At 36.3% G+C, this 15978-nt stretch carries 8 protein-coding genes; all 8 read right to left on the bottom strand.

The window, feature by feature from the left end:
* Positions 1–457: 457 nt before the first annotated feature.
* The 8 genes from CKF59_RS02665 to CKF59_RS02700 all read right to left on the bottom strand — a co-directional run bounded on the left by CKF59_RS02665 (position 458) and on the right by CKF59_RS02700 (position 15637).
* Positions 458–949, bottom strand: a complete 492-nt coding sequence (locus CKF59_RS02665; protein WP_222985525.1) for a cytochrome b — start codon at positions 947–949, stop codon at positions 458–460.
* A 116-nt stretch (positions 950–1065) separates the two neighbouring features.
* Positions 1066–1566: a cytochrome b gene (locus tag CKF59_RS02670; protein WP_119534442.1), complete on the bottom strand. Its 501-nt coding sequence runs from the start codon at positions 1564–1566 to the stop codon at positions 1066–1068.
* Positions 1567–2610: 1044 nt separating this feature from the next.
* Entirely contained in the window at positions 2611–5865 is a 3255-nt protein-coding gene (locus CKF59_RS02675) for an HsdR family type I site-specific deoxyribonuclease (RefSeq protein WP_119534443.1), read from the bottom strand.
* Positions 5862–6074: a hypothetical protein gene (locus CKF59_RS02680; protein WP_119534444.1), complete on the bottom strand. Its 213-nt coding sequence runs from the start codon at positions 6072–6074 to the stop codon at positions 5862–5864. The genes CKF59_RS02675 and CKF59_RS02680 overlap by 4 nt, the downstream gene beginning before the upstream one ends.
* 165 nt (positions 6075–6239) lie before the next feature.
* A complete protein-coding gene (locus tag CKF59_RS02685) occupies positions 6240–6824 on the bottom strand; it encodes a hypothetical protein (protein WP_119534445.1) in 585 nt (194 codons plus the stop codon).
* Positions 6825–7098: 274 nt separating this feature from the next.
* Positions 7099–8190, bottom strand: coding sequence for a signal peptidase I (gene lepB, locus CKF59_RS02690; protein ID WP_119534446.1), 1092 nt, complete (start codon positions 8188–8190; stop codon positions 7099–7101).
* A gap of 184 nt (positions 8191–8374) precedes the next feature.
* Complete coding sequence (gene lepA, locus CKF59_RS02695) at positions 8375–10168, bottom strand: translation elongation factor 4 (RefSeq protein WP_119534447.1); 1794 nt, start codon at positions 10166–10168, stop codon at positions 8375–8377.
* Positions 10169–10414: 246 nt separating this feature from the next.
* Positions 10415–15637 (bottom strand): autotransporter domain-containing protein, encoded by a 5223-nt coding sequence (locus CKF59_RS02700; protein ID WP_222985527.1) that lies wholly within the window; start codon positions 15635–15637, stop codon positions 10415–10417.
* Positions 15638–15978 lie beyond the last annotated feature (341 nt).

Raw genomic sequence — 15978 nt, forward strand, 5'->3', positions numbered from 1 at the left:
AGTCAGGACTTATCAATGTTTTTCTTATATAGTTTTTCTCTCGAATTTATCGTGAAATTAATACAATTAAATTCTTAGCAAGACGCAAGAAAAAGTAAAATTTTCTTATAAAAACTTTATCCTCTTCTTACAGAGAATATCTTAATAACTTAGTAGGTTAATAAGTTAATCCTTTCTTAGAAGTCCCCTTGCTTGTGATTTTTTTCAAATGTTTATTTTTTCTTCACATTTAAACTTACGATTTTCCCTAACTTTGCTCACCTCATCATGTTATAAATTTTGAAATCTAATGTGCATTTTTACAAAAATTCACATTACTCCTTACTGCATAGAATAGCTTGATTAACTTGAGGCGTTTTATTAATTTGACTATTTCTTTATTTAGCCTAAATTTTCCTTGCAAAAATTAAAAAGAGCAAGAGTTTTCTTCCTGCTCTTTTCATTTATAGTATTTTTTCTACAGCATCCGCTCTAATAACTTATCTTTTTTCACAAATTGATGATAACAAGCAATAGCCGCATGTATTGCTAACAAAAATAAAGCAAAATAAGCAATGCGTAAATGCCACAAACGTAAACTATTGCCTAGCGTTGGATCATAGCCTACCCAATCATGAGGGACAACTACATAACCAAAGAAAACCAAATCCAAACCATAATACATACGAAAGACTATACCTAATAGAGGTACAATAATAAATAACAAGGCTAAGGCAATCTTAGTTAAACTTGCTACCAGTTTCTCCCAAGGCTTTTGTGGTAAAGGAGCAAATTTACGTCGCCACAGATGCATAGTAAATAAACGGATAAGAGCAAAAACTAATACCAAAGCTCCAAGAAATCTATGCAAAGGCAAAGCTTTATTCCAACCCGAATAATAAGTAAACACCACCAAAATAAAAATTAGCCAATGCAAGACTATATTCAGGCGATGATATTTTTGTGCCATAATTCTCTCCATTTGTGCTTTAAAGCATTTTTGCTCTTATGATAACAAAGAAAAAGCTCTTAGAAAAACATCTAAGAGCTCTCAATTAATCAATTAAATTACTAATATCATCTAGATTACAGCATACGTTTTAAAGTATTGTCTTTAAATACATAGTGGTGAGCTAAAGCAGCTACTGAGTGTAAACCAATTAAAGCTAAACCTACGTAACCTAAAACTATGTGACCTTGATGGAAGAATGCACCTAAATCAAAATTTGGTGTTACTACCCCAGCAGGAATAATTTCCCAACCAAATAAAGCAAAATTGCGTCCATAGTACAGACGGAATAAAATTGCAAATAATGGAATTAAAATAAAGATTAAGGCTAAAGCAATTTTTACAAGTTTAGCGAGTAATAATTGAAATTTACTTACAGGAGGCACAATTGCCGGAACTCGCTTCATATATACATGCATAGTTACAAGACGTACTACTGAAAGTACTAAAGTTACCGTTCCGAATAAGAAATGCCAAGGATATGCACCGACAAAAATTGTCACGTAAGATAAAATTACCGCCCAAGCAATTAACCAGTGTAAATGACGTGACACTGCTGGATATTTGTTGTTTGCCATAAAAAATGTTCCTAAAAGATAGTTACCTAGAATAGTTTTTGTGCTTGATCATAAAAAAAGATCCAAGCAAAATATTAAATTTGTAAGCCGATCTAAAAATATAAAATAAGCCTCATCTAGTAAGCGGTACTAAATTAAGACTTATTTTGCTTTATCTTTAAAACGTAAAAGTTTTAGATAATAAAATACCTAAACATGCAAATAAAAAATTTAGTCCTTTCACTAAGTAAAAACTTAATTCCTGACTATTTAATTATTTAACGGTATGATCTTGAACAAGATCGCCCAATCTTAAGTTTTTGTTAGCAAGAGCTAATTTTTAATTTCGTTGTTAAAATAATTATACTGATTTTTCTCTCCATTTCCAAGAAAATCAAGAAAAATCAAACTTATTCCTTACTAAAAGCCCGTAAATAATAACACTTTCAAATAACTAACTAAAACCTTGATTTATAAGATAATTAAGCATACCTACAAATATTTACATTTCCTTACATTCGCAAATGAAACTCAAAAAATTACCAATAGTCACTTATTATCTATATTTCTTCTCAGCTTCCTAATCTCTAATAGTTACCTTTTAGTTACTTTTAAACGAGTATCGCTCTTATCGTCGAACTTGACCATTTTTTGGAGTATCTCCAAATTAAAACAATTTCGAAGAAAAATCGAAAATTTTTCAAGATTTTTTGACTTTTTCTTTAGCTATTACTATTTTGAGATTTAAATGATAAAAACCCCAAACATTTTAAGGAAACTAACCTTTACTCTTACCTCTCTAAGTCTGAAACTCTCCTTGTAAATCTACCTTAGACCTCACTAATTACCCTTAAGTCATCTTAGTGATCCGCACCTAATTGGGATTCGTACCTATTGATCTTAAATCATCTTAACCTTAGCTAACCATAACCTTAAATCATCTCAACCTCAGTCAGCACCTATAGATTTAAATCACCATCACCCTAGCTACCTTCTGACTTCTACCCCCACTTCTTATTATTGAAAGCAAAAAACAGACGCTAGTTTCCCAGCGTCTAGTCCTATTTAGTATGAAACCACTTCATCAGCTAACTCGTAAAGAGCAATGCGCAGATTATTACGATAATCTAAGCGGAATAAATCTCTTAACTCTTGAGCTGCTGTAGTTTTATAAATTGCTTGTGCCTCTTTGAGTAGATGATTTAGATCACCTTGGGTATTTAAATCCCTAAAGTTTTTATAAGTATGACGACCAATAATTTGTCTAATCTTATCGGCACTAATTAAGCTCTCAATTCCCCAATAAGCTCTAAAATTATTAATCTTTTGCATAATGTAAGTTTCATTTGCAGGGTGAATAATTTCCGAAGCTTCTTTACATACAATTGGATATTGAGTTTGTGGTAACGGATAAATATCTTGATTAATTACGTTTAAAGCATTCATTGATTGACGATAAGCCACCGCATCTTTATCTCGCATGTTTTCTAAATATTTATCTAGGTCTTGTTTAACCTCAAGAAACTCTTGTATTAGCGGATTAATGTCGGTCGGAATGACTTTTACGGTTAACAACGACTGAGCTTCAAGTAAAAGTTTAGCTTCTTTTAGTTGCTGACGGAGATTTATATACTTAGCAAAGAGTTCTCCTAAGTAATCAAAACTTAAAGGAACTTCCTTAATTAAGGTAACCTTAGAATCAATTTCATAGGTTTCTACTCCTTTGCTTGAAGCAATTTTACTTAGTAACTCTTTACGTAAAGACAACATTAACTGTTGTTCTTCAGCACTAGTAATTTTTAGTTTACTAAATAAACTCTCCGGAGCTTGATAATCAAAGCCTACTACTCTTAATTTACCTCCAATCGTCGGATACTTATCATACTGCTTAATTTGTACTAACTGATTAGTATAATTACGAATTTTTTCGAGCATGAGTTCTTGTAAAGCCGAAGTCGCTGGTAAGCTGGTAAAGTCTTGCGTTAATTTACGTAAATCCTTAACAGTTTTTTTCAGAGTTTTTAGGCTTTCCTTAAAGCTCGGAGCTACCACTTGCATTTGTTCCATCTGCTCATACAAACGCTCACTACTTAAACGTCCCATCTTACCTACGGCATAAGTAGCTAGAGCTTTTACCATTTCTTCACGTGAGTTATCAGGCCAACGATAATGAACAATATTCCCAAATGGCTTTTCCAGCATATTGTAAATACGATTAGTTCGAGAATAGGCTTGTACCAGATTTGCTCCTCTTAAGCTACGATCTATATAGAGAGTATTAATTTTAGGAGCATCAAAACCAGTAAGTAGTTGATCAATCACAATTACTAGATCAAGATAGTTTTGATCAAAACTACGTTTAGCAATACGATCCATTACATCCGTAAAATACATCCCAATTTCTTCACGACTATGAGCAGTGGCAAAGAGTTGGTTGTAATCAGCAATCGCCTCATCTAGAGCTTGAGTTGCTTCGCCAATGCTTTCGTTTTCAGTAAAGCCATCACTATAGGTCATAGCAACCTTAAGCGTAGGTAAACCCTGTTCTTGACGCTGTTTATTTACCCGTTTAAACTCTTGATAATAAAGAGCAGCCATAGGCGCAGAAGGAGCTACGCCTCCGGCTGTAGTGGTGAGGATCGCACTAAAAGTTCCATTATTGGAACGATTTTGCCAGTTGGCAAAGATATCAGCCACTACCGCTTGTACATGCTCAAGATTTAAATTATAAAAACTTGCATCAACTTGGGTTTCGTCCATGAGTTCGCTATTTTTACTCGCTAAAAGACGTAAGAGTCTTTCTTCCCCCATGCGTGGATGTTGCTTTCTGAGCTCACTTAACAAGCTTGCTTGTTGTTGGTTATAAGGGACAGTGGCTTTAAAGTCAACTTTAAACCCTAAAACATTATTATCCCGAATGGCATCATTGACTACATACTGATGCAATAAAGGACCAAAAATTTCTTCGGTAGTTTTGCTTTGCCCTGGCGTCGCTTTTAAGCATGGAGTACCGGTATAACCTAACCATGCTGAATAAGGAAATTTATCTTGGATTTCGGCAAAGAGTTCGCTTCCGGTTGAACGGTGAGCTTCATCAACAATAAATACGGTATTTAACTTAGAAGCTTCAAAGCCTTCACGCTTGACCAAGCGTTGGAGCTTTTGTAAGGTCGTAATAATAATTTTAGAGTCTTTGGTTTTTAATCTTTGTTCTAAGTTACTAATATTACTTGCTTCAAAAACGCTACTAAAGTGCGGACGCTCTGGAGAAAGACTTGGATCATAAGCTCGATACTTTTCTAAAGTTTGCTGAGTTAAAGCTACTCTATCAACCACAAAGACTACTTTGTGCACATTCACCAAGCGACTTGCGAGCCATGCGGTCTTAAAACTAGTAATTGTTTTTCCGGAACCGGTTGTATGCCAAATATACCCAAGCTTTCCATACCCATTACCAAACTGATACTTACGAATCGCTTTAATGGCTTTTATTGTCGCATAAACTTGATAAGGACGCATTACCTTAAGACTACTTTGATTTTGCTCAGCGTCAAGAATCATGTAGTTAGTTGCCATTAAATGAACAAAAGGAATGCTAAGCATGGTAGTAGCAAACTCATGCCAAGAGTTAATTAAAGGATCACGGTTTTTCGAAAAGTCATCTCTTTGCCAAAAGAAAGCAAAATCCTTATTAAACTTGTCTGCTGTGGTATTAGCCATGTACTTAATACCATTAGGCGTCATCCCCACTAAAATTTGTAAAGTCGAAAAGATATCAGTATATAAACCTTCTTTTATATACTGATGCATAAGGTTTAAAGCTTGATCTACTTCACAAGTACTTGGCTTTTCCTCAATTTGAATAATGGGTAAGCCATTTATCAAGAGCGTAGTATCAAAGATTCTTTCAGGTTTTCCTGCTTTTACCGGAGGACGTCTTAAGCCATGTACTACTTGATATACCGAATTCCCTGCTCCTACTTCATGCTGATTAAACACCGTCAGCATTACCGCTCGTCCATCATCAAGAACTAAATCTATTTGCGAAACCCCATTAACCCCATAAAGAAATTGTCCCGCTTTAAATGGAGAAGAGAGGTTGCTAATGCGATTACGTACTACTTTAAACTCATTTTCAGTTAAAGGTTTACGTTTGAGGACATCTTGGTTATTTTGCTCTAAAATTCTTTTAAAGTTTTGCCATAACTCTTCGAGGGAATTATTTTTGAGTTTTAATTTTTGCCAATAAACTCTACTTAAAAAATCAGCTTTGTAAGCAGGATCATTACGAGAAGGTAGATTAGAAAGTTTAATACTCATATAATTCCTCCAAAGAGAATAAAGCTGAGAATAATAATGATTACGGGAATCCACCAGTTACGACGAATAAAATCTATAATTCGTACATCTAGAGGAGGGAGGGGAAGTTCTTTTGCGACCTCAGGCTGTTGTGCCTGAGCCTCAGAAGAGGAAGGATCTACACCTAGATCTTGAGGCGATACTTTAGGACGTGAATGCTGTTGTTTCATAAAGGTTAAGAGGTCATAATATTGTTTGGAAAATTGTGAAATTAATTTACACTAATGCAAATAATATAATTTAAGTCTAGCTTATATTTTATCAGGGTTTAAGCACTCGAGAACGAATTTTTACCGTAAAAAAAGATACTTGCATGAAGTACCTTTTTTCCTTATTTAATTTCTTCTTGGAGGCCAAGTTAACTCTTCTAGATTAAAAGTAAAACTCTTTACTCCACCAGAAAAAGTCTGTAACTCAAGAGTTAAACTAGTGTTAGTTTTTAAACGATAAATAAAATTCTCTAATTGAGGATTTTGTTTCAGTACTAAAGCTTGGGTTGCTCCAATTTGCTCTGCTCGAGCCTGATCTATCCCTGGAAGATAGATTTGTTCACGTTTCCCTTTTCCAAAAGTATAACGAAGATAACACCCCGCCTCTTTACAAGCAAGAGAGTCTTGCTCTAGCACTATTGCTAAGTATTCACCTAACTCTCGATCTCGCACGAGTACCAATTGAGCTCTGACATTTTTTGTTCCCATAATCTCTACCCCATTTTGTGAAGTGAGGCGAGCGAGTACTCGAGTTTGTTTCACTCTTTGATATTCCCAACCACCAATAGTTTGCTGACGATATAACTTATCATAACAGTTTAAACGTTGGAGATCATTCGCAATCTTACCACAGGTTTGCCAAGTTTGCCCCCAAGCCGTTGGCATTAAACTTAAGCTTACTAATCCTGCAACTAAAAGTAATTTTTTCATTTTATAGTCCTCTATTAAAGAGCTTAGAATAAACCCCAAACCTATTCTAAGTTAAGAATAACTTTAGGTTAATTATAAATTATAGCTTTATTATAAGGTAATTATACCTAAATAGTTAAAGCTCAAAGATTTTCTTTCAAGTTCAAATAATCAGCTAAAAGCACTTTAAACTAATACACGCTAGTTTAAACCCGAACTTTACTCGCATATTCTCTAAATAACAAAAAAGGCAATTAAAGAATTTCTCTTTAATTACCTTAAGTGTAAATTATCTTTAATTAGTTAAAGAAATATGCGGATATAATCCCGTAAAAATACGACTAAAGTTAACCCCTTTCATATTTCCACTCGCATCATATTTTAAAGCAAACCAGATAAACTCAGCTTTGCCGACAATTGCTTGATAAGCAATTGGACCTACAAAACGAGAGTCTTGAGAATTATCACGATTATCTCCAATCATAAAATAATGATCAGCAGGAATCACCCAAGTTAACGCTGGTAACCCACTTTGTCTATAAATGCCTCGTGCATTTGCATAATCAAATGCTTGCGGATTTTGTAAAGTGTAGTGAGTTAGACTTTCACCTTGACTGCTAGTTAGAGTTTCGCTACGAACTAATTGATAATTATTATAGTAGAAATAATTATAATCAGTAGTAAATGCCCCGTAACTAATGTTTACTACTTGACAGTTATTCCCTAGATTACTAAGGTTCTGCCAATTAATATTTTTTGCTACTTCTTCTGGATTAGTACAACCTGAAATAATTTGGAATTTTTGTCGATCTTGGTCATAGTGAACTATGTCTCCTGGGAGACCAAGAACGCGTTTAATCCAATCTTCATTACTCGTTGGGGCTTTAAATACTACTATATCTCCACGTTCTACTGGAGCTAAACGAATAATAGTTTTTTGCCAAATTGGATCATGTAAACGATAGTAGTGTTTATTTACCGCAATGTAATCCCCAATTTGTAAGGTTGGTTGCATAGACCCCGAAGGAATCTTAAACGGTTCGTAAATAAATGAACGAAACAGAAAAATAATAAAGAAAAACCAAAAATAACTTGAGAGTTCCCCAAGATAAGTACGACGAGCTTTAAGAGCCGCCCCTTTTTTGAGTTCTTTATTATTTTTAATTTCAGCTTCAGGATCAGCTAAGCCCAATTCTTGTGCCATAGCTCTTTGGAAACGTGGAACATAAACCCAACGTCTTACCACATAAGCAGCTAAGAACACTAACAGCATAATTACCCAAATAATGGATAATGCATTAGCAAAGCCGTTAATAAAAATATTATATAAAATAATAAAAAGAACGATTACCGTTATAAATGCGGATAAGCTTGCATATTTTTTCATAATGATTCAATAAGAGTTTAAAAGGGCGATTGCTCTTGCTTAGATTAAGCTTGCTTACTTGCTTATATGTAAGCTTCCTAAGATTACTATTTTCTCTTTATTCTTCCACTGATACTTGAGAATGGTAATCTTAGCTCTGAGGAAGTAAATTCCTTTAGACCTCTTAAACTCTTTACTTGAGAAATTAATCTTTACCTACGTGTAAAATCGCTAAGAATGCTTCTTGTGGCACTTCAACGTTACCTAATTGTTTCATACGTTTTTTACCTGCTTTTTGTTTTTCAAGTAATTTACGTTTACGAGTTACGTCACCACCATAACATTTTGCTAATACGTTTTTACGTAATTGTTTTACTGTAGAACGAGCAATAATGGTATTGCCAATTGCTGCTTGAATTGCAATATCAAATTGTTGACGAGGAATAAACTCTTTCATTTTTTCTACTAATTGTAAACCACGTGAACGTGCATCATCACGGTGTACAATTAAAGAAAGAGCATCTACTCGATCTCCATTAATTAAAACATCCACTCGCACCATTGGAGCTTTTTGGAAACGCTTAAAGCTATAGTCAAGTGAAGCATAACCACGAGAAGTTGATTTTAAACGGTCAAAGAAATCAAGAATCACTTCGCCCATTGGAATCTCAAAAGTTAAAGCAACTTGATTTCCGTGATACACCATATTCGTTTGCACTCCACGTTTTTCATGACATAGAGTTAATACATTACCAAGATATTCTTGTGGCACAAGAATATTACATTCCGAAATAGGTTCGTTAATTGATTCAAGATTATTTACTGGTGGTAATTTTGCAGGAGAATCAACATAAACAATATTCCCGTTAGTTAATTCTACTTCATAAACTACTGTTGGAGCGGTCGTAATTAGATCAAGATCATACTCACGCTCTAAACGCTCTTGGATAATCTCCATGTGGAGTAAACCTAAGAACCCACATCTAAATCCAAAGCCTAAAGCTTCAGAAGTTTCTGGTTCAAAGTATAAAGAAGCGTCATTTAAAGAAAGTTTTTGTAAGGCATCACGGAAAGCATTATAGTCATCCGAACTTACTGGGAAAATTGCCGCATATACTTGTGGTTTTACTTTCTTAAAGCCAGGTAAGTTGCTTGTTGCTGGACGATGTTGATGCGTAATAGTATCACCCACTGGAGCCCCAAGAATTTCTTTAATTCCACAAACAACCCAGCCTACTTCACCACAATTTAACTCTTCTTTGTCTGTTTGTTTTGGCGTAAACACCCCTAAGCGATCCACCCCATAGTGAATGCCCGTAGACATAATTTTGATCTTATCTCCTTTGCGTAGAGTTCCGTTTTTAATACGCACTAAACTCACCACGCCAAGGTAGTTATCAAACCAAGAGTCAATAATTAACGCTTGTAATGGAGCTTCAGGATCACCTTCTGGAGCCGGAATCTTGTGAACGATTTCTTCAAGAACATCTTCTACCCCTTGTCCAGTTTTTGCTGAACAACGCACGGCATCATGAGCTTCAATTCCGACGATGTCTTCGATTTCCGTAGCCACACGATCTGGATCAGCTGCAGGTAAGTCGATTTTATTTAAAATCGGTACTACCTCTAAATCCATATCAAGAGCGGTATAACAGTTAGCAAGAGTTTGGGCTTCTACTCCTTGTCCCGCATCTACTACCAGTAACGCCCCTTCACAAGCTGCTAAAGAACGCGATACCTCATATGAGAAGTCTACGTGTCCTGGGGTATCAATAAAGTTTAATTGATAATCTTGTCCATCTTTAGCTTTATAGTTCAAAGTTACTGAAGCAGCTTTAATCGTAATCCCACGCTCACGCTCCAGTTCCATTGAATCGAGAAGTTGTTCTTGCATTTCACGATCAGTTAACCCACCGCAAGTTTGAATCAAACGATCGGAGAGAGTCGACTTTCCATGGTCAATGTGAGCAATAATTGAAAAGTTTCTAATATTCTTCATAGAAAAATTATGTTACATATATTAACCCACCAAGGTTTTGGTGGGCTTGGCTTTATTTGTAGATAATAAAAATCCTTAAAATGATGCTTTAAGCATAATTTTAATCTTCATAAAATTCGGTTGCCAATCTACTTAAGAGCAGACAGCAATAGTTGTCTAATTATACCATAAAAGATCTCAAAATCGAGAGAAGCTACGCAAGAAAAAAGTAAGAGGCTACACTAAGGTAACCTCTTTTCAATCAACTTAAAATGTGTATTTTAAGCTCAGTTTAGCTTTAGTTTCTCGCCATGCACTAGCACCTTGATAACTAGTTTCTAAACTTACTTTAAATTGCTCATTAACTTGGAAATGATAACCCACTTGCAGTTGGGCTAAGAAATTTTGAGCAAATCCTTGTGTCCCTCTCGAGTTATCGGTAAATTTTACTGCCAAGTTTTGGCGATTAAGTTTTTGTTGGAGCATTAACTGCCCCTCAAGCCACGAATTAAACCCAAAAGTAGTAAATTGATAAGCAATGCGAGTACCAAGATTCGCAAACACTTGTGTTGTCCCTTGAGCTTTAGTACTCAGAGCTAAAGCTTGGTTCTTACTACTCTGTTCTTTAAACGATTCTTGATGGGTATAAACTCCAGTTAAACCACCTAATAGTTCAACTCGTAATCCTCTTTGCTCCCAAACTTTAACTCCAGCTTGGAAACTTAGACCTAGACTTTGACTAGAAAATTTTGCTTCTTGATCTAAATGCTCTAAAGCACTACGTTGCCCTTTAAAGGCATGATTATAAGCAAAGATTCCCGTCGTTAACCAGTAATTACTCGTTGCTTTCCCTAGCGTTAAGGTAATCCCCGTAGTTTTTACTTGAGCATAACTTGCCATAGTCCCAAAACTTTGTCGCCATTTGCCTTGACTATAGTGACCAGCTATTCCCAAATTCCATCCCTGATACTGAGTATAGGCTCCAGCAGTAGTACCTTGCTCTTGCCAAGATCCATGGAGTTTACGTCCTGCTTGTTGCCATTTTGCAGCACTTCCAGCGTAATCTAAGTAAGCTTGCACTTGAGAATCAAAAGTTAAGTAACGACTTGCCGTCTGTACAAAATCTAAGCTCTTACTTTTACTTGTCTGTACAGTCGCTGTTTGTACATTTGCATAGAGTCCACCAGCTTGCGAGACAAAGAGTTGTTCTAGCTCACTGGTGCTAAGATTTTGGATTTGGGTTGCTGTGGCAATTAAATCTTGTTCACTTGCAGTTAAGCTCACCGCATTACTTACTTCTTCTGACTCAGTTAACTCTGTAGATGTCGAGCTTGCGGTTAAAGCTAAAGCATTAAGATCTTCAGAGATCTCAGTATTACTACTAAGTGAAGAAGTTAATACTTGCGCTCCACCATTACTTGAAGTTACGAGTACACTTGAACTAGAATCCGCATTAGCACCTGCAAGAGAAGCTGTTTCTACACTACTAAGAGTTACTGCTGAGCTTGGATTCTGCTTATACTCTTTAAGAGCTTCACTGTAACCGGTTGTTCCAAGAGTGTTATGCGTGAGAGGAGTAACCGCTTGTGCCTTAGCATTAGCTTGAGCCAATACTTTATCTACTTGAGTAGCACCTTTGAGGATTGCTTCTTTTTCAGTTGAACTTAAAGTTGAAGCTACTTGGCTGGCGGTTTGTACTTGGTAGTAAACTCCTACCCCTTGAGAATTAGTATAGGCATCATCAGCTAGAGTTAACTTGAAGAAACTATTATCTTTAGTTTCAATAAAGTCAAACTGCCCCTCAAAGCCATTAGTATAAGCCAAAGCATATACTAAACCTTGAGTATTGGTAGGAACATAGCTAGTTGTTGGTACTATTGTAAGAACTCCATCAACTTTAGCCTTGTCCGTTACCCTTAACCCTGAAGCCAAACCACTTTGTCCCTTGGCTTGGATTCCGGTTAAGCCTACAACTGTCCATGCGGTGTTAGTTAACTCTAAGCCTTGAGCTACACTGTAAGTAGCAAATACTCGTCCTGAACTTTGAACTTTTTGTACTTGCGTACCGTAGAGATGTAGGCTTCCCTCTTTGCCAACCTCAATTTTTGTACTTGCAACTTGAGATCTTTTGTAAGAAGAATTTACAACTTTAGGAACATAGATGCCTTGATCACGAGCAAAAACTAAGTTACCACTCTCTACTTTAGTCATGCCACGATAACCTTGATTACCGACAAGATAGAGATAATCTGAAGCTTTACCATTAACACTCATTCCTCCTAAACCTTCAATTGGGTTGAGGAAATAGAATTGATTAAGCGAACCTGAGTTTTTACGCATGTCTACCGCAAAAGTAGTATTTTGCTTAAAGTAAGCTGGACCACGAGTTGCTAATTCGGCATTAACTAGTCCCCAACCAAAGAGTTCATCTACTCCTTCTTGTCCAAGATCATAAGCGGTAGAGGTTAATACTACTTTAACTTGAGCTCCAGTTAACCATGGATACTGCTCTAAAACTAAAGCTCCAATGGCTGATACTTGAGGTCCAGCATGAGAAGTTCCTGCAAGACCGGTAACAAAATCTAGATCTTTAGCATCATCTTTCTTATACTTAGAATAGTTATAACTACTTTGGAAAAAAGGAGCAACAATACAATTGTACATGGTTACCCCACAAGCAAGGCTCCCAGGCGGGATAATAATTTTCTTGTCCTTGAGAGCTTGATCAGTAAAATCTTCAAATCCCTTATTATTAAAGGTAATCGCCTCTCTACCATACTGATTTGTAGTAAATGTCAATGGAGATAAAAGATTAAACCAAACAGTACCAACTCCATCTATTCCTCTACGTCCAATGAACCCATAAATATTTCTTAAATAACTAGTAATCCAACCTTTTGAATCAGCTGCTACTCCTGCTACCAGTAATAAGTTTGAATCCGCACCTTTAGCTTGGGATAATAAAGCACTTACTTCACCATTCTGTACCTTTGCCACCCCACTTAATGGATCCTTAGCTCGCTCTGCAAATTGCTTGTCCGTCACTCCTCGTTCATACTTTTCAAATAAGAGGTAATCACGGAGTTGTGCCATATTTCCAATCCCTTTTACGAGCAGAGGAGCATCAGCCCCTTTTTCCTCAACTAAACGTTCAAATCCTTTAATAATACTTGCTTGAGGCATATATTGAGGATGTAAAGCATGGTATAGAGGCTGAATATCAGCGTAAGAAGAATACTTGGTATATTTACCATTCGACTTCGCTTTTAAATCATCATTGATTTGCGTCTGATAGATTTGTGGGAACATATCCGCCGAGTTTTGGATGATCTTTGCTCCGCTTAAAACTGCCCCTTGATAAAATATTTCATTAAAGTTAGCAAAGTTACCTTCCGCAAAAGCTTGAGCATACATTTGATTATCCATCATATCCAGCAACCAATAGGTTGCCTGAGGAGCAATTCCATAAGTGTTTCCGTCACGTGGTCCACCCATCACTCCATATACTTTTGCCCCATGGGATCTGTTTGGATCTTCACCATTAATATGGAGATTACCATATTTATCTTTGGTTGAAATTTGCTTTACTTTTAAGTTCTCTTGTACTAAGAGCATACGACGATTATCATCTGGACCATATAAAAAGTTTGGTCCCAGTCCATAATCAAACACTAGGATATTTGTCCCTTCTCCGGTTAAAGGTTTATTACCTAAAGTAGTTGCTGGGGTAATCCCCATGCCTGTAGTAGATTTGATATTTGTTCCTTTAATAACATTCTTCATCCCTATCGCATTCAACCATTTGGGATATGGAGAACTAGCCCATAAACCAGCATTCTTACGTAAATCTTCTTTACCAAAGGTTTGCTCTATGGTTACCGGTTGCGGAAAAGTAAAAGTATTCTCTGCACTCGCTTTATCTAAATTAAAAACATACTTTGAATCATAAGCAGTTACTTTAGGAATCTGAGGACTAGTTTGAGCTTGTACCTCAGGAACACTTGAACTGGTTTCTTTACTCTTTTGCTCCTTTGCCTCCACAGTAACACCACTTGTTGCGAGGCTACCAGCTGTAGCTGGCTCTTGTGGAGCTTGAGGTTTTACTGAAACTTCTGCAGTTTTCTCTTCTTTTTCAACCGATTTAGCAGCTGGTTTTTCAGCAGGTAGTTCTGCTTTCTCTTCAGCTGGTGGTGCAGATTGTTTTTGAGGTTGAGGCACAGGAGTAACTTCTACACTCTCTTCTCTCACAGGTGAATAAGCCGGTGCTGAGATTTCAGGTTTTACTTCAGAAACTTCGTTTTGAGCTTCTACTTGCTTAGATGTTTGTTCAACTTTTGGAGTTACGGTTTGAGCTGTATCAACTTTTGGTGCTTCTGTAGCTTTTGCACTTTCAGCAATCTTTTGAGCTTGAGCTTCTTGCTTTGCTTTTTCAGCTTCTTTAGCTTTCTCAGCTTCTGCAAGTTTTTTCTTCTCTTCTTCTACACGTTTTTGCTCTTCAACAAGCTGTTGTGCTTTTTGACGTTCTAACTCTTCTTGCTCTTGTTTTTCTTTAGCAGCTTGAAGTTCCTGTTGGCGTTTTAAAGCTTCTTGTTCACGTCTTTGCTCTTCAAGACGCAGTTTTTCTTGCTCTGCTTTAACCCTTGCTTCTTCCTCTTCTTGCTGTTGTTTTGCAGCTAAAGCTTGTTCTGCTTCACGTTTACGTTGAGCTTCTGCTTGTTTTTGCTCTAATTCTTTACGAGCTTTTTCTTCTGCCTCAAGACGTTTTGCTTCTTCTTGACGTCTTTGTTCTGCAAGACGTTGCTCTTCTTCAGCTTTTGCTTTGGCTTCTTCCTCTTCTTGCAGCTTTTTCGTAGCTAAAGCCTTTTCTTCAGCAAGTTTACGTTCTAACTCTGCCTGTTCACGAGCTTTTGCTTCTGCTTCAAGACGCTTTTCTTCTTCAGCTTGACGCTTAGCTTCTTCTTGTTGACGTCTTTGCTCTTCTTGAGCTTTTCTTGCTTGTTCTTCTTGGCGTTTACGTTCTGCTTCTAATTCTGTTTTACGCTTTTGTTCAGCTTGCTGTTGAGCTTCACGCTCTACTTGAGCCTGAGAAGTTGTTGCTTCACCTGATAATTGCTCTGAGATTGTTTTTTCTTCAGGTGCTTGTGTTTTAACTTCAACTTCTTGAACTTTAGTTTCTATCTTAGCTTGAGTTGCTTCGCTTGCTTGTTTTCCAGCTTCTGCTTGTTGTTTTGTCTCTAATGCTTTTTGAGCAAGGGCTGATTTAGCCTTATCTAAAGTAAGATTTGTATTAGTTGTTGAACTTGTTGAGTTTGTATTTGAATTTTCTGTTGTTGAAGTAGTAGGAAGGGATTGAGAATTTGTTGCCGTATTAGTTGTGGAATAGGAACTGCCAGAACTTCCTCCACCACCGCCACCACATGCCATCAATACACTTGAGGTAAATGCGGTTACTAGCCCTTTTACTATAGAATTTAATTCATACTTCTTCATATGGTAAAAAATAAAAAATGTCTAATCATCGAGAAATAAACTCTGCCGAAAGTTTACTCTTTATCTTTGTATTTGCCTAAAAAATAAAGTGGTAATTTTTTAGTTTGCCTAAAAAAATACCACTTTCAAAATGACCTTTTGCAAAAGGCATACTCTGCTCTACCATGGAGTATCACTACTAACCCATTGGCTACCTTTATCTCTGCCTAAGTAAGGTAATGCAGAAAACTTAAATAGTTTACCTATATACAAATGCTCTTTTTTCAAATGAAATTCATATTTGATATCTTAAACATATTATACCTTTGTAAAAGATATTCGATATGTGCCTACTATTATAC

Source organism: Psittacicella gerlachiana, from assembly GCF_003585965.1.
In the GTDB taxonomy this organism is placed as follows: Bacteria; Pseudomonadota; Gammaproteobacteria; order Enterobacterales; family Psittacicellaceae; genus Psittacicella; species Psittacicella gerlachiana.